The sequence below is a fragment of the Enterobacter cloacae complex sp. GYL001 genome, assembly GCF_049237125.1.
Taxonomy (GTDB): Bacteria; Pseudomonadota; Gammaproteobacteria; order Enterobacterales; family Enterobacteriaceae; genus Enterobacter; species Enterobacter hormaechei_C.
The window spans coordinates 155,272-177,155 of sequence record NZ_JBMKGW010000008.1; the positions used below are offsets into that span (position 1 = coordinate 155,272).

Consider the following 21,884-nt stretch of genomic DNA (forward strand, 5'->3'; position numbering starts at 1 on the left):
GAAGATGCAAATTTGCGGATGTTGCAGGCCGGGTAAGCGCAGCGCTACCCGGCGGAAAGTCAGCGTTACTGATGGTACCCGGAGAGGAAGCGCCCGAAGCGGCTGATGGCCATCTCGAGATCGTCTTCGCGCGGCAGGGTGACGATACGCACGTGATCCGGCCACGGCCAGTTAAACGCCGTCCCCTGAACCAGCAGCACTTTTTCCTGCAACAGGAAGTCGAGCACCATTTTCTGGTCGTCGTGAATATTGAAGCGCTTCGCGTCGATTTTCGGGAACATGTACAGCGCGCCGTTAGGCTTCACGCAGGAGACGCCCGGAATATCATTAATCAATTCCCATGCGCGGTTGCGCTGTTCATACAGGCGGCCGCCTGGAACGATAAACTCGCTGATGCTTTGATAGCCGCCGAGTGCTGTCTGGATCGCATGTTGCGCCGGTACGTTGGCGCACAGACGCATGGATGCCAGCATCTCCAGCCCTTCAATGTAGCCTTTCGCATGTTTTTTCGGACCGTTCAGTACCATCCAGCCCTGACGGAAACCGGCAACGCGGTAAGTTTTAGACAGTCCGTTAAAGGTGACCGTCAGCAGATCGGGCGCCAGCGCGGCGATAGAGTGGTGCTGCGCCGCGTCGTACAGGATCTTGTCGTAAATCTCGTCGGCAAAGATGATCAGGTTGTGCTGGCGGGCGATCTCGACGATCTCCATCAGCAGCTCTTTTGAATAGACCGCACCCGTCGGGTTATTCGGGTTAATGATCACGATACCCCGGGTGCGCGGGGTAATTTTGGCACGAATATCATCCAGATCCGGGAACCAGTCAGAGGATTCGTCGCACAGGTAGTGCACCGCTTTACCGCTGGACAGGGACACCGCAGCCGTCCACAGCGGATAATCCGGGGCAGGAACCAGCATTTCATCGCCGCTGTTCAGGAGCGCCTGCATCGCCTGAACGATCAGCTCCGAGACACCGTTGCCAATGTAGATATCTTCAACGGTGACGTCGCGCATACCGCGAGCCTGATAGTGCTGCATGATGGCTTTACGGGCGGAATAAAGCCCTTTTGAATCGCAGTAGCCTTGTGCAGTGGGCAGGTTACGGATCACATCCACCAGGATCTCATCCGGCGCTTCAAAACCAAATGGCGCGGGGTTGCCGATGTTGAGTTTCAGAACCTTATTGCCTTCCTCTTCAAGGCGTTTTGCCTCTTTGAGTACCGGGCCACGGATGTCGTAACAGACGTTGTCGAGCTTGCTGGATTTTTCGATAGGGGACATGAACCTTTAACCTTTTCGCTATTATTGCAACTTCCTGCCGTGGAAGTGAGCACGGAACAATGTACTCCCACCGCGCTTCGTTTTGAAGGGCGCACAGAAGAAGATTTCGTCCAACCGGGCAATGCCGCGGTGATCGCTTACTCTAACGACGGAGTGATTTTGTGCCTGAATTTATCGTGATAAAGAGGGGGGTTGGGTTGTTTGTGCTAAAAATTTCATATAAAGATGAATATTATTCTGGGATAAATAAAAAGACGATTCGGGCTGATGCATTAGTCCCCCTGAGTGACCATTCGTAAAACCTGAATGCTAAGATACCGATTGCCATATTAGCAAAGCCAGGTTAAAAGTTACTCATGTGAAATTAATGTTAAGGGTTATTAATGAATGGCCTGAATCTAAATTAAACTTTATTTATTATTAACGACGAAAATGCAACTTTCGTTAATTTTAATAAAAAGAGTGTAGTTGCTTATCATTGGCGGTAAATCCTTAATATTGCAATAAGACTTATAAATATAGTGGATTTGGGTTAAGATGTGTTTCGGGAATGCAGCATAGCGATAGGCCTGTTACGTATATCGGATACTGCTTTCCTGTATTAATCGATTGTTATTGTTAAAATTATCTCTGGCTGATTGGGTAAGTCACATCTTGCTACGTTGCCAACGCTGCGATATAGATGGCAGAAAACATGTCTTACTCTTTATGGTATTAACATCGACCTGCAAACAACGAAATATCCTGGACGCAAGAGAATAAAAATAACGTCATGAAACGTGATTTCTGACTGGTGATATACCGCAGTACAATAACTATCTGTCAGGCAGTCTGCCGGGCCGGGATGCGAGGGAAACTCTTCAGAAGGAATTGCTTAACTGTTACACACAGCTTCAACCCGGGCAGCTCCGCACGAGCAACCTGAAAGTGAAAAGATATGATAAATGCAAATCGTCCGATAATGAATCTCGACCTCGATCTGCTGAGAACGTTTGTTGCGGTCGCCGATCTCAACACTTTTGCAGCAGCTGCTGCCGCCGTTTGCCGTACCCAGTCCGCCGTGAGTCAGCAAATGCAGCGGCTGGAACAACTGGTTGGTAAAGAGCTTTTTGCGCGTCATGGACGTAATAAGCTTTTAACAGAACATGGTATTCAGCTTCTGGGTTATGCCAGAAAGATACTGCGCTTTAATGATGAAGCCTGTATGTCATTAATGTTTAGCAACCTTCAGGGAGTGTTAACATTAGGGGCGTCAGATGAATCAGCAGATACCATTTTACCCTTCCTTCTCAACCGAATTAGCTCGGTTTATCCGAAGCTTGCCCTGGACGTTAGCGTTAAACGCAATGCCTTCATGGTTGAGATGCTGAAAGAAAACGAGGTTGACCTGGTGGTCACCACGCATCGACCTGGCCAGTTTGACAGCCTGACGCTGCGTACTTCTCCAACGCACTGGTACTGTGCCGCGGAGTATGTATTGCAGAAAGGTGAGCCGATACCCCTGGTCCTGCTGGACGATCCGAGTCCGTTCCGCGATATGGTGCTGGCTGCGCTCAACGAAGCCAGTATTCCATGGCGCCTGGCGTACGTGGCGTCAACCTTGCCCGCAGTGCGAGCGGCGGTGAAGGCCGGGCTTGGCGTAACGGCCCGTCCGGTGGAGATGATGAGCCCCGATCTGCGTGTGCTGGGTCAATCCGAGGGACTCCCGTCGTTGCCGGATACGGAGTACCTGCTGTGCCATAACGCCGCCAGCAACAACGAGCTGGCAAAAGTGGTGTTCGAGGCAATGGAAAACTACCACAATCCATGGCAGTACGCGCCTGTTACTCCCGAAGGAGGGGACGACTCCCTGATCGTGGAAGGGGATTTTGAGTGATCATTCCCTCAAAATTCTCGTAACAAAATGTAAGTGCAAAAAAGAGCCACTCGCATGATTTTTTCCTGCGAGTGGTTTTTTTTGCTATTCATAACCGTGAACGGAGCAGGGATAAAGCAAATAACGCTTATTTATCAATGCAGAAAATGTTTTTGGTTAAGATGTAAACAATACCTGTTCTAACTTACCTCATACCCCGCCGATGTTAAAAAAACAGGAAATATGTTGCTGTTTTTTTGATTGAATTAACAAAAGCGTGTCTCAGATCAAGAAAATACTCCCATTTGGGGGGAGGAATCGTTGGCAAATCCTGTCAAAATAGGAGGGTTATTTTTTTTACTTCCAAAACGGACACGATTCAACAAGATGCATTTGACGGAAAGTCATGTACCCACCAGGGTTAAAGGGCACCAAATGTTAATGAGAATCGCACGTTGTAATTTAATGTGAAGAAACCTTTGTTAAAGTTGACAAAAGGTTATAGAAAGGAGTAAAAAACCCCATCATTTTGCTGTCTATGTCTCATTTCTGACAGTTAGTGTAAGGTTATTTTGTTCCTCCCCATGAATCGATGTGATGCCCATCTGCCAGCAAGAGCAGTGTCGTCGGTATCACTTTTGATGAGTAAGCAATGAGTATGTCAACATCCACAGAAGTCATCGCTCATCACTGGGCATTCGCAATCTTTCTTATTGTAGCCATTGGCCTGTGCTGCCTGATGTTAGTCGGCGGCTGGTTCCTGGGCGGTCGCGCCCGCGCAAGGCACAAAAACACACCTTTCGAATCAGGTATTGATTCAGTAGGTACCGCTCGCTTACGCCTGTCTGCCAAGTTCTACCTGGTAGCCATGTTCTTCGTCATTTTTGACGTGGAAGCGCTTTACCTCTTCGCGTGGTCTACCTCCATTCGCGAAAGTGGTTGGGTGGGCTTTGTCGAGGCCGCAATTTTCATTTTAGTGTTACTGGCCGGTCTGGTTTATCTGGTGCGTATTGGCGCGCTGGACTGGACACCTGTGCGTTCACGCCGTGAACACATCAACCCGGAAAACAGTATCTCTAATCGTCAGCAGTAACAGCGAGGCAATAAGATGGATTATACGCTCACCCGCATAGATCCTAACGGTGAGAATGACCGTTACCCCCTGCAAAAACAGGAGATCGTAACCGACCCCCTGGAGCAAGAAGTCAACAAAAGCGTGTACATGGGCAAGCTCGAACATGCCATGCACGACATGGTCAACTGGGGTCGTAAGAACTCCATCTGGCCATACAACTTTGGCCTTTCTTGCTGCTACGTTGAAATGGTGACGTCATTCACTGCGGTGCATGACGTTGCGCGTTTTGGGGCCGAGGTACTGCGTGCTTCTCCACGTCAGGCTGACCTGATGGTGGTGGCCGGGACCTGCTTTACCAAGATGGCACCGGTTATTCAGCGTCTTTATGACCAGATGCTGGAGCCAAAATGGGTTATCTCCATGGGCGCATGTGCAAACTCCGGCGGTATGTACGACATTTATTCCGTTGTGCAGGGCGTTGATAAGTTCATTCCGGTGGATGTGTACATCCCGGGCTGCCCGCCGCGTCCAGAGGCCTATATGCAGGCGCTGATGCTGCTCCAGGAGTCAATTGGTAAAGAACGCCGCCCGCTTTCATGGGTTGTTGGCGATCAGGGTGTCTATCGCGCGAACATGCAGTCTGAGCGCGAGCGTAAACGTGGTGAACGTATTGCCGTCACCAACCTGCGTACGCCTGACGAAATTTAATTTGCGCCTGTGGGCCTGGAGAACACCTTCGCATATCACTACTCAAATAGCGCGAAGCCAGGCTTAACAGTCACCACGGACCATTTGCAATGGTGATCAATATGACCGACTTAACCGCGCAAGAAGCCGCCTGGCAGACCCGGGATCATCTCGATGACCCCGTCATTGGCGAACTGCGCAACCGTTTTGGGCCGGATGCCTTTACTGTTCAGGCCACCCGCACCGGGGTACCCGTTGTTTGGGTGAAGCGTGAGCAATTACTGGAAGTTGTCGATTTCCTCAAGAAATTGCCAAAACCTTACGTCATGCTGTTTGACTTACACGGCATGGACGAACGTCTGAGAACGCACCGCCAGGGTCTCCCTGCTGCGGATTTTTCCGTTTTCTACCACCTGATCTCAATAGACCGCAACACGGATATCATGCTCAAGGTGGCATTGTCTGAAAACGACATGCATCTGCCGACGATCACCAAACTTTTCCCGAACGCCAACTGGTACGAGCGTGAAACCTGGGAAATGTTCGGCATGACCTTCGACGGTCACCCGCATCTGACGCGCATCATGATGCCGCAGACCTGGACCGGCCACCCGCTGCGTAAAGACTACCCGGCACGCGCCACCGAATTCGACCCGTTTGAGCTGACCAAAGCCAAGCAGGATCTGGAGATGGAAGCGCTGACCTTCAAGCCGGAAGACTGGGGCATGAAGCGCGGCACCGAAAACGAGGACTTCATGTTCCTCAACCTCGGTCCAAACCACCCCTCTGCGCACGGTGCATTCCGTATTATTCTTCAGCTTGATGGCGAAGAGATTGTCGACTGCGTGCCTGACATCGGCTATCACCACCGTGGTGCCGAGAAGATGGGCGAGCGTCAGTCCTGGCACAGCTACATTCCGTACACCGACCGTATCGAATACCTCGGCGGCTGCGTGAACGAAATGCCATACGTGCTGGCCGTTGAGAAGCTGGCAGGCATCACCGTCCCGGATCGCGTTAACGTGATTCGCGTGATGCTGTCTGAACTGTTCCGTATTAACAGCCATCTGCTGTACATCTCCACGTTCATTCAGGACGTCGGCGCGATGACGCCGGTCTTCTTCGCTTTTACCGACCGTCAGAAAATCTACGATCTGGTGGAAGCGATTACCGGTTTCCGTATGCACCCGGCCTGGTTCCGCATCGGCGGTGTGGCGCACGATCTGCCGCGCGGCTGGGACCGTCTGCTGCGTGAATTCCTCGACTGGATGCCGAAACGTCTGGCGTCTTACGAGAAAGCCGCGCTGCGTAACTCCATCCTGAAAGGCCGTTCCCAGGGCGTTGCTGCCTACGGCGCGAAGGAAGCGCTGGAGTGGGGAACCACAGGTGCTGGCCTGCGTGCGACCGGGATTGATTTCGACGTGCGTAAAGCCCGTCCTTACTCTGGTTACGAGAACTTCGACTTTGAAATCCCGGTTGGCGGCGGCGTTTCCGACTGCTACACCCGCGTGATGCTGAAAGTGGAAGAGCTGCGCCAGAGCCTGCGCATCCTTGAGCAGTGCCTCAACAACATGCCGGAAGGCCCGTTCAAGGCGGATCACCCGCTGACGACGCCGCCACCGAAAGAGCGCACGCTGCAACATATCGAAACCCTGATCACCCACTTCCTGCAAGTTTCCTGGGGCCCGGTCATGCCGGCACAGGAATCCTTCCAGATGATTGAAGCGACCAAGGGTATCAACAGCTACTACCTCACCAGCGACGGCAGCACCATGAGCTACCGCACCCGCGTGCGTACGCCAAGCTTCGCGCACTTGCAGCAGATCCCGGCCGCCATTCGCGGCAGTCTGGTCTCCGACCTGATTGTGTATCTGGGTAGTATCGATTTTGTTATGTCAGATGTGGACCGCTAATTATGCACGAGAATCAACAACCACAAACCGAGGCTTTTGAGCTGAGTGAAGCAGAGCGTGCCGCCATTGAGCACGAGATGCACCACTACGAAGACCCGCGTGCGGCGTCCATTGAAGCGCTGAAAATCGTACAGAAACAGCGTGGTTGGGTGCCGGATGGGGCGATCTACGAGATCGCAAAAGTGCTGGGCATTCCGGCAAGTGACGTAGAAGGCGTAGCCACGTTCTACAGCCAGATCTTCCGTCAGCCGGTAGGCCGCCATGTGATCCGCTACTGTGACAGCGTGGTCTGCCACATCACCGGTTATCAGGGCATTCAGGCTGCGATTGAGAAGAAACTCAATATCAAGCCGGGCCAGACCACCTTCGACGGACGCTTTACTCTGCTGCCAACCTGCTGCCTGGGTAACTGCGACAAGGGGCCGACCATGATGATTGATGAGGACACTCACAGCCATCTGACGCCGGAAGCGATTCCTGACCTGCTGGAGCAGTACAAATGAAAACTGTAATTCGTACTGCTGAGACGCATCCGCTGACCTGGCGTCTGCGTGATGACAAACAGCCGGTCTGGCTCGACGAATATCAGAGCAAAAACGGCTATGCCGGCGCGCGTAAAGCCCTTGGCGGCATGGCGCCGGACGACATCGTTAACGCGGTGAAAGAGTCTGGCCTGAAAGGCCGCGGCGGCGCGGGCTTCTCCACCGGTCTGAAGTGGAGCCTGATGCCGAAAGATGAATCCATGAACATCCGTTACCTGCTGTGTAACGCCGATGAAATGGAGCCGGGTACCTATAAAGACCGCCTGCTGATGGAACAGCTGCCGCACCTGCTGGTGGAAGGCATGCTGATCTCCGCGTTCGCGCTGAAAGCGTACCGTGGCTATATCTTCCTGCGCGGTGAATACATCGAAGCGGCTGAAAACCTGCGTCGCGCGATTGCCGAAGCCACTGAAGCCGGTCTGCTGGGTAAAAACATCCTGGGCACCGGGTTTGACTTCGAGCTGTTCGTGCACACCGGTGCCGGGCGTTATATCTGCGGTGAAGAAACCGCGCTGATTAACTCCCTGGAAGGCCGCCGCGCGAACCCGCGCTCCAAGCCACCGTTCCCGGCAAGCTCCGGCGTGTGGGGTAAACCGACCTGCGTCAACAACGTCGAAACCCTGTGCAACGTCCCGGCGATCCTCGCGAACGGCGTGGAGTGGTATCAGGGCATCTCCTCAAGCAAAGATGCCGGTACCAAGCTGATGGGCTTCTCCGGTCGCGTGAAGAACCCTGGCGTCTGGGAGCTGCCGTTCGGCACCACCGCACGCGAAATTCTTGAAGACTACGCCGGCGGCATGCGCGATGGCCTGAAATTCAAAGCCTGGCAGCCGGGTGGGGCAGGGACGGACTTCCTGACCGAAGCCCACCTTGACCTGCCAATGGAGTTCGAAAGCATTGGTAAAGCAGGCAGCCGTCTGGGTACGGCGCTGGCGATGGCCGTCGACCATGAGATCGGCATGGTATCCCTGGTGCGTAACCTGGAAGAGTTCTTCGCCCGCGAGTCCTGCGGCTGGTGTACACCGTGCCGTGATGGTCTGCCGTGGAGCGTGAAGATCCTGCGTGCTATCGAACGTGGCGAAGGCCAGCCTGGCGATATCGAGACACTTGAGCAACTGTGTCGATTCTTAGGGCCGGGTAAAACCTTCTGTGCCCACGCACCGGGCGCCGTCGAGCCGCTGCAAAGCGCGATTAAATATTTCCGCGACGAATTCGAAGCAGGCATCAAGCAGCCGTTCAGCAATACCCATTCGATCAATGGTATTCAGCCGAACCTGCTGAAAGCGCGCTGGTAAAAACAGAATTTTGATTAACGCTCGGTTTCGGCCGAGCCAACTGGAAGCATGCTAATGGCTACGATTCATGTAGACGGCAAAGAATACGAAGTCAACGGGGCGGACAACCTGCTGGAAGCTTGTCTGTCTCTTGGCCTCGATATTCCGTACTTTTGCTGGCATCCGGCGCTGGGCAGCGTCGGTGCTTGCCGCCAGTGTGCGGTGAAGCAATATCAAAACGCGGAAGACACGCGTGGTCGCCTGGTGATGTCCTGTATGACGCCAGCCGCCGAAGGCACCTTTATTTCGATTGATGACGAAGAAGCCAAACAGTTCCGCGAAAGCGTGGTGGAGTGGTTGATGACCAACCACCCGCACGACTGTCCGGTGTGTGAGGAGGGCGGTAACTGCCACCTTCAGGATATGACCGTCATGACCGGTCACAGCTTCCGTCGCTATCGCTTTACCAAGCGTACCCACCGTAACCAGGATCTGGGGCCGTTCATCTCTCACGAAATGAACCGCTGCATCGCCTGCTACCGCTGCGTGCGTTATTACAAAGATTATGCAGACGGACAGGATCTGGGCGTATATGGCGCGCATGACAACGTCTACTTCGGTCGTCCGGAAGACGGTACGCTGGAAAGCGAATTCTCCGGTAACCTGGTAGAAATCTGTCCGACCGGCGTATTCACGGATAAAACCCACTCTGAACGTTACAACCGTAAATGGGACATGCAGTTTGCGCCAAGCATCTGCCAGCAGTGCTCCCTTGGCTGTAACACCAGCCCGGGTGAACGTTACGGCGAACTGCGTCGTATCGAAAACCGTTACAACGGTACCGTTAACCACTACTTCCTCTGCGACCGCGGTCGTTTCGGCTATGGCTATGTGAACCTGAAAGACCGTCCGCGTCAGCCGGTTCAGCGCCGTGGCGATGACGTCATTACCCTGAACGCTGAGCAGGCGATGCAGGGCGCGGCAGATATTCTGCGTCAGTCGAAGAAAGTGATCGGCATCGGTTCCCCGCGCGCCAGCATCGAAAGCAACTTCGCGCTGCGCGAGCTGGTTGGGGCGGAAAACTTCTACACCGGTATCGCCCATGGCGAGCAGGAACGTCTCCAGCTGGTGCTGAAAGTGCTGCGTGAAGGCGGCATTCATACGCCTGCGCTGCGCGAAATCGAATCCTATGATGCGGTTCTGGTGCTGGGTGAAGACCTGACGCAGACCGGCGCCCGCGCTGCCCTGGCGGTTCGTCAGGCGGTGAAAGGTAAAGCACGTGAAATGGCAGCGGCGCAGAAAGTGGCTGACTGGCAGATTGCGGCCATCCTTAACATCGGCCAGCGCGCGAAGCATCCTCTGTTTGTGACTAACGTCGACAACACCCGTCTGGACGATATCGCCGCGTGGACCTACTGCGCGCCGGTTGAAGATCAGGCGCGTCTCGGCTTTGCCATTGCCCACGCGCTGGACAGCAACTCGCCGGCCGTTGAACTGGATCGCGACCTGCAAAACAAGGTCGACGTGATTGTTCAGGCGCTGGCGGGGGCGAAGAAACCTCTGATTATTTCCGGTACCAACGCCGGTAGCGCTGAAATCATTCAGGCCGCAGCGAACGTTGCCAAAGCCCTGAAGGGCCGCGGCGCTGACGTCGGTGTGACCATGATTGCCCGTGCGGTGAACAGCATCGGTCTGGGTATGATTGGCGGCGGCTCGCTGGAAGACGCGTTAAGCGAACTGGAATCCGGTGCCGCTGACGCCGTTGTGGTGCTGGAAAACGACCTGCATCGCCATGCTTCTGCCGCTCGCGTTGACGCCGCGCTCTCCAGAGCGCCGCTGGTGATGGTTATCGACCATCAGCGCACCGCGATCATGGACAAAGCGCACCTCGTGCTCTCTGCGGCAAGCTTCGCAGAAAGCGACGGGACGGTGATCAACAACGAAGGCCGCGCCCAGCGTTTCTTCCAGGTTTATGACCCGGCCTACTACGACAGCAACACCGTGATGCTGGAAAGCTGGCGCTGGCTGCACTCTCTGCACAGCACCGTGCAGAGCCGTGAAGTGGACTGGACGCAGCTCGACCACGTTATCGACGCGGTTGTTGAGAAACTGCCTCAGCTGGCGGGTATTAAAGACGCCGCGCCTGACGCAAGCTTCCGCATTCGCGGCCAGAAACTGGCGCGTGAGCCGCACCGCTACAGCGGTCGTACCGCGATGCGCGCCAACATCAGCGTGCACGAACCGCGTCAGCCGCAGGACAAAGACACCATGTTTGCCTTCTCGATGGAAGGGAACAACCAGCCGTCTGCGCCGCGTTCGCAAATCCCGTTTGCATGGGCACCGGGCTGGAACTCCCCGCAGGCATGGAACAAGTTCCAGGCTGAAGTGGGCGGTCACCTGCGCCACGGCGATCCGGGCGTGCGTCTGATTGAAGCCTCCGAAACCGGTCTGGACTTCTTCACCACCGTTCCGGCGAGCTTCCAGGCGCAGGAAGGTCACTGGCGTATTGCACCGTACTACCATCTGTTCGGTAGCGACGAAATGTCCCAGCGTTCTCCGGTATTCCAGCAGCGTATGCCGCAGCCGTACATCAAGCTCAACCCGGCGGATGCCGCGAAGCTTGGCGTTAACGCGGGTGCGAACATTGCCTTTAGCTACGACGGCCAGACAATCAGCCTGCCGCTGATTATTTCTGAACGCCTGTCAGCAGGGCAGGTGGGTCTGCCGATGGGTATGCCTGGCATCGCGCCGGTCCTGGCGGGTGCGCATCTTGATAACCTTCAGGAGGCAAAAGCATGAGTTGGTTAACGCCGGATCTTATCGACATCCTGCTGAGCATTCTGAAAGCGGTTGTGATTCTGCTGGTGGTCGTCACCTGCGGCGCGTTCATGAGCTTTGGTGAACGTCGTTTGCTCGGTCTGTTCCAGAACCGTTACGGACCGAACCGCGTGGGCTGGGGTGGTTCACTCCAGCTGGTCGCGGACATGATCAAGATGTTCTTTAAAGAGGACTGGGTTCCGCGCTTCTCGGACCGCGTGATCTTTACGCTGGCGCCGATGATTGCCTTCACCTCGCTGCTGCTGGCGTTTGCTATCGTTCCGGTCAGCCCGACCTGGGTGGTGGCTGACCTGAACATCGGCATTCTGTTCTTCCTGATGATGGCAGGCCTCGCGGTTTACGCGGTGCTGTTCGCAGGCTGGTCCAGTAACAACAAATACTCGCTGCTGGGTGCGATGCGTGCTTCCGCGCAGACGCTGAGCTACGAAGTGTTCCTGGGGCTCTCCCTGATGGGCGTGGTGGCGCAGGCCGGTTCATTTAACATGACCGACATCGTCAACAACCAGGCCGACATCTGGAACGTTATCCCGCAGTTCTTTGGGTTTATTACCTTTGCCATCGCGGGCGTGGCGGTGTGTCACCGTCACCCGTTTGACCAGCCAGAAGCCGAACAGGAACTGGCCGACGGTTACCACATTGAATATTCCGGTATGAAGTTCGGTCTGTTCTTCGTGGGCGAGTACATCGGTATCGTCACCATTTCCGCGTTGATGGTAACGCTGTTCTTTGGTGGCTGGCATGGCCCGTTCTTACCGCCGTTCATCTGGTTCGCGCTGAAAACCGCGTTCTTCATGATGATGTTCATTTTGATTCGCGCAGCGTTACCGCGTCCGCGTTATGACCAGGTAATGTCCTTCGGCTGGAAAGTGTGCCTGCCGCTGACGCTCGTCAACTTGTTGGTAACGGCGGCTGTCATTCTCTGGCAGCAGCCATAAGGGGCTTTGAGATCATGACCTTAAAAGAATTATTGGTAGGTTTCGGCACTCAGGTACGCAGTATCTGGATGATCGGCCTGCATGCGTTTGCCAAACGCGAAACCCGGATGTACCCGGAAGAGCCGGTATATCTGCCGCCGCGCTACCGTGGACGTATCGTGCTGACGCGCGACCCGGACGGTTCCGAGCGTTGCGTTGCCTGTAACCTGTGTGCGGTAGCGTGTCCGGTGGGCTGTATCTCTCTGCAAAAAGCAGAGACGGTAGACGGCCGCTGGTACCCTGAGTTCTTCCGCATCAACTTCTCACGCTGCATTTTCTGCGGTCTGTGTGAAGAAGCGTGCCCAACCACGGCGATTCAGCTGACTCCAGACTTCGAGCTGGGTGAGTACAAGCGTCAGGATCTGGTGTACGAGAAAGAGGATCTGCTGATTTCCGGTCCGGGCAAATACCCGGAATATAACTTCTACCGGATGGCGGGTATGGCAATCGACGGCAAAGATAAAGGCGAAGCAGAGAACGAAGCTAAGCCTATCGACGTCAAGAGCCTGTTACCGTAAGGAGAGGGCAATGGAATTCGCTTTTTATATCTGTGGCCTTATCGCCATCCTGGCTACGCTGCGAGTGATCACGCACACCAATCCGGTGCATGCGCTGCTGTATTTAATCATTTCGCTGCTGGCTATTTCCGGGGTGTTCTTTGCGCTGGGCGCGCACTTCGCTGGTGCGCTGGAAATCATCGTCTACGCCGGGGCCATCATGGTGCTGTTTGTGTTCGTGGTGATGATGCTCAACCTGGGCGGCTCTGAAATTGAGCAGGAACGTCAGTGGTTAAAACCACAGGTGTGGATTGGCCCGGCGATTCTGTCGGCCATCATGCTGGCGGTGATTGTTTACGCCATTCTGGGCGTCAACGACCAGGGTATCGACGGGACGCCAATCAGCGCGAAAGCCGTGGGTATTACCCTGTTTGGTCCGTACGTTCTGGCGGTTGAGCTGGCCTCAATGCTGCTGCTGGCGGGTCTGGTTGTGGCCTTCCACGTTGGCCGCGAAGAGCGTGCTGGCGAGGTGCTGAGCAACCGCACTGACGACCGCGCGAAAAGAAAAACGGAGGAACGCGCATGATCCCCTTAACACATGGACTGATCCTCGCTGCGATTTTATTCGTTCTGGGCTTAACCGGTCTGGTTATCCGCCGCAATCTGCTGTTTATGCTGATCGGTCTTGAAATCATGATCAACGCTTCCGCGCTGGCCTTTGTGGTCGCCGGTAGCTACTGGGGCCAGACCGATGGTCAGGTGATGTACATTCTCGCCATCAGCCTCGCGGCTGCTGAAGCGAGTATTGGCCTGGCGCTGTTGCTACAGCTCCATCGTCGCCGCCAGAACCTGAACATCGATTCAGTAAGTGAGTTGCGTGGATGAACATGCTTGCCTTAACCATTATTTTTCCGCTGATTGGCTTCGTGCTGCTGGCGTTTTCTCGCGGCCGCTGGTCTGAGAATCTGTCTGCCACCGTGGGCATTGGCTCTATCGGCCTGGCTGCGCTGGTCACAGCGTATGCGGGTATCGACTTCTTTAACAATGGACGTCAGGCCTACAGCGTACCGCTGTGGAACTGGATGTCGGTCGGTAACTTCAACATCGGTTTCAACCTGGTGCTGGATGGTCTGTCTCTGACCATGCTCTCCGTGGTCACCGGCGTCGGCTTCCTGATCCACATGTTCGCCTCCTGGTACATGCGCGGTGAAGAGGGATACTCCCGCTTCTTCGCCTACACCAACCTGTTTATCGCCAGCATGGTGGTTCTGGTGCTGGCCGATAACCTGCTGCTGATGTATCTGGGCTGGGAAGGCGTGGGTCTGTGTTCTTACCTGCTGATCGGTTTCTACTACACCGATCCGAAGAATGGCGCAGCGGCCATGAAAGCGTTCGTCGTGACCCGCGTGGGTGACGTGTTCCTCGCTTTCGCGCTGTTCATTCTTTACAACGAACTGGGCACGCTAAACTTCCGCGAAATGGTGGAACTGGCGCCGGCGCACTTCGAAGCAGGCAACAACATGCTGTGGTGGGCAACGCTGATGCTGCTGGGTGGCGCTGTGGGTAAATCCGCGCAGTTGCCGTTGCAGACATGGCTGGCCGACGCGATGGCGGGTCCAACCCCTGTCTCCGCGCTGATCCACGCCGCGACCATGGTCACCGCCGGTGTCTACCTGATTGCGCGTACCCATGGCCTGTTCCTGATGACCCCGGAAATTCTGCATCTGGTGGGTATTGTCGGTGCGGTTACGCTGGTGCTGGCAGGCTTTGCCGCGCTGGTGCAGACCGACATCAAACGCGTTCTCGCGTACTCCACCATGAGCCAGATTGGTTACATGTTCCTGGCGCTGGGCGTTCAGGCGTGGGACGCGGCCATTTTCCACCTGATGACGCACGCGTTCTTTAAAGCGCTGCTGTTCCTCTCATCCGGTTCGGTGATTCTGGCCTGCCACCACGAGCAGAACATCTTCAAAATGGGCGGACTGCGTAAGTCCATCCCGCTGGTTTATGTCTGCTTCCTGGTAGGCGGAGCGGCGCTGGCGGCACTGCCGCTGATCACCGCAGGCTTCTTCAGTAAGGACGAAATCCTGGCGGGCGCCATGGCGAATGGTCATATCAATCTGATGGTTGCGGGTCTGATCGGTGCGTTTATGACCTCCCTGTACACCTTCCGTATGATTTTCATCGTCTTCCACGGTAAAGAACAAATTCACGCTCACGCAGGGAAGGGGATTACCCACCACCTGCCGCTGATTGTGCTGCTGGTCCTGTCCACCTTCGTTGGCGCGATGATTGTGCCACCGTTGCAGGGCGTACTGCCGGCGACAACCGAGCTTGAGCACGGTCGCGTTCTGACGCTTGAAATCACCTCCGGCGTTGTGGCTATCGCGGGCATCCTGATTGCCGCATGGCTGTGGCTGGGTAAACGCACGCTGGTGACAGCCGTTGCCAACAGCGCGCCGGGCCGTCTGCTGGGCACCTGGTGGTACAACGCATGGGGCTTCGACTGGCTGTACGACATGATCTTCGTGAAGCCGTTCCTGGGCATTGCGTGGCTGCTGAAGCGCGATCCACTGAACAGCCTGATGAATATCCCGGCGATCCTCTCTCGCTTTGCAGGTAAAGGCCTGCTGTTCAGCGAGAACGGTTATCTGCGCTGGTATGTGGCGTCCATGAGCATCGGTGCGGTTGTCGTACTGGCGCTGCTGATGGTGTTGCGTTGATTTTGAGTTAGCGGGGATTGTCGGGTGGCGCTAGCGCTTACCCGACCTACGGACCGTAGGCCCGGTAAGCGAAGCGCCACCGGGCAAAAGGCCCCGCACTCAAACGTGAATTTTGTCGAATTCGTTGAAAATCGGTCCCTGAGGGACTTTAACAAGGAATAAAAATCGCCATGTTACTACCCTGGCTAATATTAATTCCCTTCATCGGCGGCTTCCTGTGCTGGCAGACCGAACGCTTTGGCGTGAAGATGCCGCGCTGGATCGCGCTGATCACCATGGGATTGACGCTCGCGCTTGGTCTGCAACTCTGGTTGCAGGGTGGCTACTCACTGACCCAGTCCGCGGGCCTTCCGCAGTGGCAGTCTGAGTTCATTCTGCCGTGGATCCCACGTTTCGGTATTACGATCCACCTCGCGATTGACGGTCTGTCGCTGCTGATGGTGGTGCTGACCGGTCTGCTCGGCGTTCTGGCGGTACTCTGCTCCTGGCGAGAAATCGAAAAATACCAGGGCTTCTTCCACCTGAACCTGATGTGGATCCTGGGCGGCGTGATCGGCGTGTTCCTGGCCATCGACATGTTCCTGTTCTTCTTCTTCTGGGAGATGATGCTGGTGCCGATGTACTTCCTGATCGCGCTGTGGGGCCACAAGGCATCCGACGGTAAAACGCGTATCACGGCGGCCACCAAGTTCTTCATCTACACCCAGGCGAGTGGTCTGGTGATGCTGATTGCCATCCTGGCGCTGGTATTCGTGCATTACAATGCGACCGGCGTCTGGACCTTCAACTACGAAGATCTGCTGAAGACCCCGATGTCCCACGGCGTGGAATACTTGCTGATGCTCGGCTTCTTCATCGCCTTCGCGGTGAAAATGCCGGTCGTACCGCTGCACGGCTGGCTGCCGGACGCGCACTCTCAGGCGCCAACGGCGGGTTCCGTTGACCTGGCGGGTATCTTGCTGAAAACGGCGGCCTACGGTCTGCTGCGTTTCTCCCTGCCGCTGTTCCCGAACGCCTCCGCAGAGTTCGCGCCGATTGCCATGTGGCTGGGCGTGATCGGTATCTTCTACGGTGCATGGATGGCCTTCACGCAGTACGACATCAAACGTCTGATTGCCTATACCTCCGTTTCCCACATGGGCTTCGTGCTGATTGCCATCTACACCGGCAGCCAGCTGGCGTACCAGGGGGCGGTGATCCAGATGATTGCGCACGGCCTGTCCGCTGCCGGTCTCTTCATCCTGTGTGGTCAGCTGTACGAACGTCTGCATACCCGCGACATGCGTATGATGGGCGGTCTGTGGGGCAAAATGAAATGGCTGCCGGCGCTCTCCATGTTCTTCGCGGTGGCGACTCTGGGTATGCCGGGTACCGGTAACTTCGTCGGCGAGTTTATGATCCTGTTCGGCAGCTTCAACGTGGTACCGACGATCACCGTCATCTCCACCTTTGGTCTGGTATTTGCCTCCGTGTACTCGCTGGCGATGCTGCACCGCGCTTACTTCGGTAAAGCGAAGAGTGAAATTGCTGCACAAGAACTGCCGGGGATGTCGCTGCGTGAGCTGTTCATCATCCTGCTGCTGGTCGTACTGCTGGTGCTGTTGGGCTTCTATCCGCAGCCGATTCTGGATACCTCGCACTCCGCGATGGGTAACATCCAGCAGTGGTTTGTTAATTCTGCTTCTACTACAAGGCCGTAATTCGCCATGACAATAACTCCACAACAACTGATCGCGCTGCTACCGCTGCTGATCGTCGGATTGACGGTGGTGGTTGTGATGCTCTCCATTGCGTGGCGACGCAATCACTTCCTGAATGCGACCCTGTCCGTTCTGGGTCTGAACGCTGCGTTAGTTTCCCTCTGGTTTGTTGGCCAGGCGGGAGCGATGGACGTCACGCCGCTGATGCGCGTTGACGGTTACGCCATGCTCTACACCGGTCTGGTGCTGCTGGCGAGCCTGGCAACCTGTACCTTTGCGTACCCGTGGCTCGAAGGTTACAACGACAACAAAGAAGAGTTTTACCTGCTGGTACTGATTGCCGCACTGGGCGGTATTCTGCTGGCGAACGCGAACCACCTGGCCGCGCTGTTCCTCGGTATTGAGCTGATCTCACTCCCGCTGTTCGGCCTGATTGGTTACGCTTTCCGCCAGAAGCGCTCTCTGGAAGCGGCAATCAAGTACACGATCCTGTCTGCTGCCGCGTCGTCGTTCCTGCTGTTTGGTATCGCGCTGCTGTACGCACAGACGGGTAATCTCTCCTTCATGGCGCTCGGTAAGAGCCTTGGCGACGGCATGATGCATGAGCCGCTGCTGCTGGCGGGTCTGGGCATGATGATTGTTGGCCTTGGCTTTAAACTCTCACTGGTTCCGTTCCACCTGTGGACGCCAGACGTATACCAGGGTGCCCCTGCACCAGTCTCGACCTTCCTGGCGACGGCGAGCAAAATCGCTATCTTCGGTGTGGTCATGCGTCTGTTCCTGTACGCCCCGGTGGGTGACAGCGAAGCGGTCCGCGTGGTGCTGGGCATTATCGCGTTCGTGTCCATCATCTTCGGTAACCTGATGGCGCTGAGCCAGACCAACATCAAGCGTCTGCTGGGCTACTCCTCTATCTCCCATCTGGGTTACCTGCTGGTGGCGCTGATTGCGCTGCAAAGCGGTGAGATGTCGATGGAAACTGTGGGCGTCTATCTGGCCGGTTACCTGTTTAGCAGCCTCGGCGCGTTCGGCGTGGTGAGCCTGATGTCCAGCCCGTACCGTGGCCCGGATGCGGATTCCCTGTTCTCCTACCGTGGTCTGTTCTGGCACCGTCCGATTCTGTCTGCGGTAATGACCGTGATGATGCTCTCTCTGGCGGGTATCCCGATGACGCTGGGCTTTATCGGTAAGTTCTACGTGCTGGCCGTCGGTGTGCAGGCGGGTCTGTGGTGGCTGACGGCGGGTGTCGTTATCGGCTCCGCGATTGGTCTCTACTACTACCTGCGCGTAGCGGTGAGCCTGTACCTGAGCGCGCCTCAGCAGCTCAACCGCGATGCGCCGTCTAACTGGCAGTACAGCGCGGGGGGCATTGTGGTGCTCATCTCCGCGCTGCTGGTGCTGATCTTCGGTATCTATCCGCAGCCGCTGATTGATATCGTGCAGCGCGCGATGCCGCTGATGTAAAAACAAAAAACCCGCCTCGGCGGGTTTTTTATTGTTTTCTCCCTCTCCCCGTGGGAGAGGGCCGGGGTGAGGGCACCAGCCCGCACAGAGTAAAACATGCCCAGCGGCGCTACGCTTGCAGGGCCTACGGGTCCTGTAGATCGGGTAAGCGTAGCGCCACCCGACTAAGCCAGCTGCTTGCGGCTAATCAACGGCCCTTCAATCTTCTTCATCGAGCGGTCCAGCACCTCTTCAATCACCGACGACAGCTCGTTCAGCTCAAACTTCGCCACATAGCCGTCCGCCTTCACTTTGCGAATATGATCTTCGTTCGCGTTGCCGGAAAGAGACGAGTGGATCACCACCGGAATATCTTTCAGTACCGGGTCGGTTTTGATTTTGCGCGTCAGCGTAAATCCGTCCATCTCCGGCATTTCGAGGTCGGTTAATACCAGGGCAATCTTATCGGTAACGGGAACGCCCTCGGCCTGTGCCTGCGCGGCCAGCTGAGTGATTTTCTCCCATGCGTCTTTGCCGGTGATATGCAGCTGGGCCGGGATCTCCATCGCCTGCAATCCCTTCTCCAGCATTGAGCGCGCTACTTTTGAATCTTCTGCAACAATCGCGACAGAGCCAGGCTTGATGTTGAATTTGGTGGTTTCCAGATGGGTGGCGTGCAGATCGTGGTTCGCCGGGGTGATGTCGTACAGGATCTGCTCCACGTCCAGCACCATCGCCAGATCGTTGGTATCGGTCTTCTCGTTCAGACAGGCAATGCTGGTGATGTAGCGACCGCTGACGGCGGTTTCCGCGGCGTGCACCTGCTTCCAGTCCAGACGCATGATGTTTTCCACCGATTCCACGGCAAACGCCTGCACGCTGCGGGCATATTCGGTGATCAGCAGGATGTTCAGCCCGGTGGCTGGTTTGCAGCCGGCGACGGCGGCCAGATCGATCACCGGGATCACCTGGTCACGAATGTTCACCATCCCCATCAGCGGAGACTTCATTCCCGCCGGTTTGGTGAAGGTCGGCATCGGCACAATTTCGCGCAATTTGAATACGTTGATGCCGAACAGCTCGGATTTATTTTCGTTCAGAGAGGTGCCAAGACGGAACAGCAACAGTTCAAAACGGTTGGACAGGGTCAGGTTTGCCCTGTCATCAATATCTTTCTGGAAATTATCCATTCTATCCTCAAGAGAAATGCTGGCCTTTTAATCGTTATCGGCACGCTGAGGGAAAAATGAAGGACTAAACGCTGACCTGAGCAAAATCTTCCGCCAGCTCGCATGCCGGAAATACTTCCCGGCACTCTGCCAGCAGGCTTTCAGCGCCGCGGACGTCATAGCGTGAGCTGACGTGAGTAACAATCAGTTTCCGGACGCCAGCCTCACGTGCCAGCTGCGCCGCCTGACGCGTAGAGCTGTGCCCCCGGCTGTTGGCTTTTTCTTCCATCGCCGCTTCCAGCGTAGCCTCATGCACCATCACATCTACACCTCTGGCAAGCCTGAGCGCCGAAGGGCAGGGGGCGGTATCCCCAAAAATAGCCAGTTTTTTGCCCGGCTGCGGTGGGGCGAGGTAATCCTGACCGTTGATGACGCGCCCGTCTTCCAGCGTGACGGTCTCGCCGTGCTTCAGACGCTGGAACAGCGGGCCTGGTTTCACCCCATCGGCCTGCAACGCGGCGGCGTTCAGCGCCCCGGGCTTGTCATGCTCCTCAACGCGATAGCCGTAGCATTCCACCGGATGGTTAAGCGGGTAAGCGCGCACCAGGTAATCTCCGTCATCGAACACCAGACCCTCGCCGATCTCTAACACCTCCAGCGGATAATCGGTCCACGAGCCGCTCAGGCGCAGCGTGGTTTCAACGAATTCCTGAATACCCGCGGGGCCATAAATGGTCAGCGGGTTAGCGTTACCGGCCATCGAACGGCTGCACAGCAGGCCCGGCAGGCCAAACAGATGGTCGCCGTGCAGATGGGTGATAAATATTTTATCCACTTTCCCCGGGTGGTAGGAGGTATGCAGCAGCTGATGCTGCGTACCCTCGCCGCAGTCAAACAGCCACAGCCCACCGCGGGTAGGATGCTTAAGATCCAGCAGAATCGCCGTCACGTTTCGTGAGCGGGTTGGCACCCCGGCGGACGTACCCAGAAAAATCAGTTCCATAACGCAATCAGCCCTTTGCCGAATGGGAAGGGGTTTAGTATAACGTGATGAACCCCAGGAAGGAGAAACACATGATCCAGTGGCAAGATCTACACCACAGCGAACTGACCGTGCAATCGCTCTACGCCCTGCTCAAACTGCGCTGCGAAGTCTTTGTGGTTGAACAAACCTGCCCGTATCAGGATATCGACGGCGATGACCTGATCGGCGAGAACCGGCACATCCTCGGCTGGCGCGATAACGAGCTGGTGGCGTATGCGAGGATTCTGAAAAGCGAAGAGGATTTTGACCCTGTCGTCATTGGCCGCGTCATTATCAGCGGCCGCGCGCGCGGTGAAAAGCTGGGCTATCAGCTGATGGAAAAAACGCTGGACGCATGCCAGAAACAGTGGCCGGACAAGGCGTTATACTTGGGCGCGCAGGCGCATTTGCAATCATTCTATGGCCATTTTGGTTTTACCCCGGTCACGGACATTTACGACGAAGACGGCATCCCACACATCGGCATGGCACGCGAAGCGAAACAGGCGCAATAGCAATACGTTGTCTATAGTTACCGGACTGGTGTACTAACATGGAGAAAAATATGTCATTTCAATCCTGGGATACCCGAGTCGACGACGACCTGACGCTGCTAAGCGAAACGCTGGAAGAAGTGCTGCGCTCTTCAGGCGATCCTGCCGATCAGAAGTACATTGAGCTCAAAGCCCGCGCCGAGCAGGCGCTGCATGACGTGAAAAACCGCGTCAGTAACGCATCCGACAATTACTACTACCGCGCCAAGCAGGCGGTTTATCGTGCTGACGATTATGTGCATGAAAAACCGTGGCAGGGCATTGGGGTCGGTGCGGCCGTAGGGCTGGTGCTGGGTCTGCTGTTAGCCCGTCGTTAAGCCGGTAAACCACTCCCTA

General features: G+C 55.9%; 19 protein-coding genes. 16 read left to right on the forward strand and 3 right to left on the reverse strand.

The window, feature by feature from the left end; translation table 11 throughout:
* Positions 1–65: 65 nt before the first annotated feature.
* Positions 66–1,280: an alanine transaminase AlaA gene (gene alaA, locus ACOTWU_RS15630; RefSeq protein WP_003861471.1), complete on the reverse strand. Its 1,215-nt coding sequence runs from the start codon at positions 1,278–1,280 to the stop codon at positions 66–68.
* A 937-nt stretch (positions 1,281–2,217) separates the two neighbouring features.
* Here alaA and lrhA point away from each other — a divergent pair.
* The 14 genes from lrhA (at position 2,218) to nuoN (ending at position 18,822) form a co-directional block, all read left to right on the forward strand.
* Positions 2,218–3,156: a transcriptional regulator LrhA gene (lrhA, locus tag ACOTWU_RS15635; protein WP_032102733.1), complete on the forward strand. Its 939-nt coding sequence runs from the start codon at positions 2,218–2,220 to the stop codon at positions 3,154–3,156.
* Positions 3,157–3,787: 631 nt separating this feature from the next.
* A complete protein-coding gene (gene nuoA, locus ACOTWU_RS15640) occupies positions 3,788–4,228 on the forward strand; it encodes an NADH-quinone oxidoreductase subunit NuoA (protein WP_003861475.1) in 441 nt (146 codons plus the stop codon).
* Between the two features lie 15 nt (positions 4,229–4,243).
* On the forward strand, positions 4,244–4,918 hold the full coding sequence (gene nuoB, locus ACOTWU_RS15645) for an NADH-quinone oxidoreductase subunit NuoB (RefSeq protein ID WP_003861482.1): 675 nt from the start codon (positions 4,244–4,246) through the stop codon (positions 4,916–4,918).
* 89 nt (positions 4,919–5,007) lie between these two features.
* On the forward strand, positions 5,008–6,810 hold the full coding sequence (gene nuoC / locus ACOTWU_RS15650; protein WP_252049254.1) for an NADH-quinone oxidoreductase subunit C/D: 1,803 nt from the start codon (positions 5,008–5,010) through the stop codon (positions 6,808–6,810).
* A 2-nt stretch (positions 6,811–6,812) separates the two neighbouring features.
* Entirely contained in the window at positions 6,813–7,313 is a 501-nt protein-coding gene (gene nuoE / locus ACOTWU_RS15655) for an NADH-quinone oxidoreductase subunit NuoE (RefSeq protein ID WP_006176513.1), read from the forward strand.
* On the forward strand, positions 7,310–8,647 hold the full coding sequence (gene nuoF / locus ACOTWU_RS15660; RefSeq protein WP_003861487.1) for an NADH-quinone oxidoreductase subunit NuoF: 1,338 nt from the start codon (positions 7,310–7,312) through the stop codon (positions 8,645–8,647). Before nuoE ends, nuoF begins: the two co-directional genes overlap by 4 nt.
* 54 nt (positions 8,648–8,701) lie before the next feature.
* The gene (nuoG, locus tag ACOTWU_RS15665; RefSeq protein ID WP_039270305.1) at positions 8,702–11,425 is read left to right on the forward strand and encodes an NADH-quinone oxidoreductase subunit NuoG; all 2,724 of its coding nucleotides are present in this window, start codon (positions 8,702–8,704) and stop codon (positions 11,423–11,425) included.
* On the forward strand, positions 11,422–12,399 hold the full coding sequence (gene nuoH, locus ACOTWU_RS15670; protein WP_003861490.1) for an NADH-quinone oxidoreductase subunit NuoH: 978 nt from the start codon (positions 11,422–11,424) through the stop codon (positions 12,397–12,399). Before nuoG ends, nuoH begins: the two co-directional genes overlap by 4 nt.
* A 14-nt stretch (positions 12,400–12,413) precedes the next feature.
* Positions 12,414–12,956 (forward strand): NADH-quinone oxidoreductase subunit NuoI, encoded by a 543-nt coding sequence (gene nuoI / locus ACOTWU_RS15675; protein ID WP_003861491.1) that lies wholly within the window; start codon positions 12,414–12,416, stop codon positions 12,954–12,956.
* Positions 12,957–12,966: 10 nt separating this feature from the next.
* Complete coding sequence (gene nuoJ / locus ACOTWU_RS15680) at positions 12,967–13,521, forward strand: NADH-quinone oxidoreductase subunit J (RefSeq protein ID WP_006811379.1); 555 nt, start codon at positions 12,967–12,969, stop codon at positions 13,519–13,521.
* Positions 13,518–13,820 (forward strand): NADH-quinone oxidoreductase subunit NuoK, encoded by a 303-nt coding sequence (gene nuoK, locus ACOTWU_RS15685; RefSeq protein ID WP_003861496.1) that lies wholly within the window; start codon positions 13,518–13,520, stop codon positions 13,818–13,820. Before nuoJ ends, nuoK begins: the two co-directional genes overlap by 4 nt.
* Positions 13,817–15,658: an NADH-quinone oxidoreductase subunit L gene (nuoL, locus tag ACOTWU_RS15690; RefSeq protein WP_126498863.1), complete on the forward strand. Its 1,842-nt coding sequence runs from the start codon at positions 13,817–13,819 to the stop codon at positions 15,656–15,658. The genes nuoK and nuoL overlap by 4 nt, the downstream gene beginning before the upstream one ends.
* Before the next feature lie 170 nt (positions 15,659–15,828).
* Complete coding sequence (gene nuoM, locus ACOTWU_RS15695; RefSeq protein ID WP_003861498.1) at positions 15,829–17,358, forward strand: NADH-quinone oxidoreductase subunit M; 1,530 nt, start codon at positions 15,829–15,831, stop codon at positions 17,356–17,358.
* A gap of 6 nt (positions 17,359–17,364) precedes the next feature.
* The gene (gene nuoN / locus ACOTWU_RS15700) at positions 17,365–18,822 is read left to right on the forward strand and encodes an NADH-quinone oxidoreductase subunit NuoN (RefSeq protein ID WP_015572273.1); all 1,458 of its coding nucleotides are present in this window, start codon (positions 17,365–17,367) and stop codon (positions 18,820–18,822) included.
* Positions 18,823–18,986: 164 nt separating this feature from the next.
* Here nuoN and ACOTWU_RS15705 read toward each other — a convergent pair whose 3' ends face one another.
* Both ACOTWU_RS15705 and rbn read right to left on the reverse strand, forming a co-directional pair.
* Entirely contained in the window at positions 18,987–19,991 is a 1,005-nt protein-coding gene (locus tag ACOTWU_RS15705; protein WP_125321115.1) for a chemotaxis protein, read from the reverse strand.
* Between the two features lie 64 nt (positions 19,992–20,055).
* Positions 20,056–20,973, reverse strand: coding sequence for a ribonuclease BN (gene rbn, locus ACOTWU_RS15710; RefSeq protein ID WP_015572275.1), 918 nt, complete (start codon positions 20,971–20,973; stop codon positions 20,056–20,058).
* Between the two features lie 71 nt (positions 20,974–21,044).
* Here rbn and ACOTWU_RS15715 point away from each other — a divergent pair, with 71 nt between their 5' ends.
* Positions 21,045–21,509 (forward strand): GNAT family N-acetyltransferase, encoded by a 465-nt coding sequence (locus tag ACOTWU_RS15715; RefSeq protein ID WP_126498862.1) that lies wholly within the window; start codon positions 21,045–21,047, stop codon positions 21,507–21,509.
* Positions 21,510–21,559: 50 nt separating this feature from the next.
* Entirely contained in the window at positions 21,560–21,865 is a 306-nt protein-coding gene (gene elaB / locus ACOTWU_RS15720; protein ID WP_017693006.1) for a stress response protein ElaB, read from the forward strand.
* Positions 21,866–21,884: the final 19 nt, after the last annotated feature.

Excerpts from the sequence above, each read along its gene's own strand:
- alaA (WP_003861471.1), bottom strand. The coding sequence starts at position 1,280 with ATGTCCCCTATCGAAAAATCCAGCAAGCTCGACAACGTCTGTTACGAC.
- lrhA (WP_032102733.1), top strand. The coding sequence starts at position 2,218 with ATGATAAATGCAAATCGTCCGATAATGAATCTCGACCTCGATCTGCTG.
- nuoA (WP_003861475.1), top strand. The coding sequence starts at position 3,788 with ATGAGTATGTCAACATCCACAGAAGTCATCGCTCATCACTGGGCATTC.
- nuoB (WP_003861482.1), top strand. The coding sequence starts at position 4,244 with ATGGATTATACGCTCACCCGCATAGATCCTAACGGTGAGAATGACCGT.
- nuoC (WP_252049254.1), top strand. The coding sequence starts at position 5,008 with ATGGTGATCAATATGACCGACTTAACCGCGCAAGAAGCCGCCTGGCAG.
- nuoE (WP_006176513.1), top strand. The coding sequence starts at position 6,813 with ATGCACGAGAATCAACAACCACAAACCGAGGCTTTTGAGCTGAGTGAA.
- nuoF (WP_003861487.1), top strand. The coding sequence starts at position 7,310 with ATGAAAACTGTAATTCGTACTGCTGAGACGCATCCGCTGACCTGGCGT.
- nuoG (WP_039270305.1), top strand. The coding sequence starts at position 8,702 with ATGGCTACGATTCATGTAGACGGCAAAGAATACGAAGTCAACGGGGCG.
- nuoH (WP_003861490.1), top strand. The coding sequence starts at position 11,422 with ATGAGTTGGTTAACGCCGGATCTTATCGACATCCTGCTGAGCATTCTG.
- nuoI (WP_003861491.1), top strand. The coding sequence starts at position 12,414 with ATGACCTTAAAAGAATTATTGGTAGGTTTCGGCACTCAGGTACGCAGT.
- nuoJ (WP_006811379.1), top strand. The coding sequence starts at position 12,967 with ATGGAATTCGCTTTTTATATCTGTGGCCTTATCGCCATCCTGGCTACG.
- nuoK (WP_003861496.1), top strand. The coding sequence starts at position 13,518 with ATGATCCCCTTAACACATGGACTGATCCTCGCTGCGATTTTATTCGTT.
- nuoL (WP_126498863.1), top strand. The coding sequence starts at position 13,817 with ATGAACATGCTTGCCTTAACCATTATTTTTCCGCTGATTGGCTTCGTG.
- nuoM (WP_003861498.1), top strand. The coding sequence starts at position 15,829 with ATGTTACTACCCTGGCTAATATTAATTCCCTTCATCGGCGGCTTCCTG.
- nuoN (WP_015572273.1), top strand. The coding sequence starts at position 17,365 with ATGACAATAACTCCACAACAACTGATCGCGCTGCTACCGCTGCTGATC.
- ACOTWU_RS15705 (WP_125321115.1), bottom strand. The coding sequence starts at position 19,991 with ATGGATAATTTCCAGAAAGATATTGATGACAGGGCAAACCTGACCCTG.
- rbn (WP_015572275.1), bottom strand. The coding sequence starts at position 20,973 with ATGGAACTGATTTTTCTGGGTACGTCCGCCGGGGTGCCAACCCGCTCA.
- ACOTWU_RS15715 (WP_126498862.1), top strand. The coding sequence starts at position 21,045 with ATGATCCAGTGGCAAGATCTACACCACAGCGAACTGACCGTGCAATCG.
- elaB (WP_017693006.1), top strand. The coding sequence starts at position 21,560 with ATGTCATTTCAATCCTGGGATACCCGAGTCGACGACGACCTGACGCTG.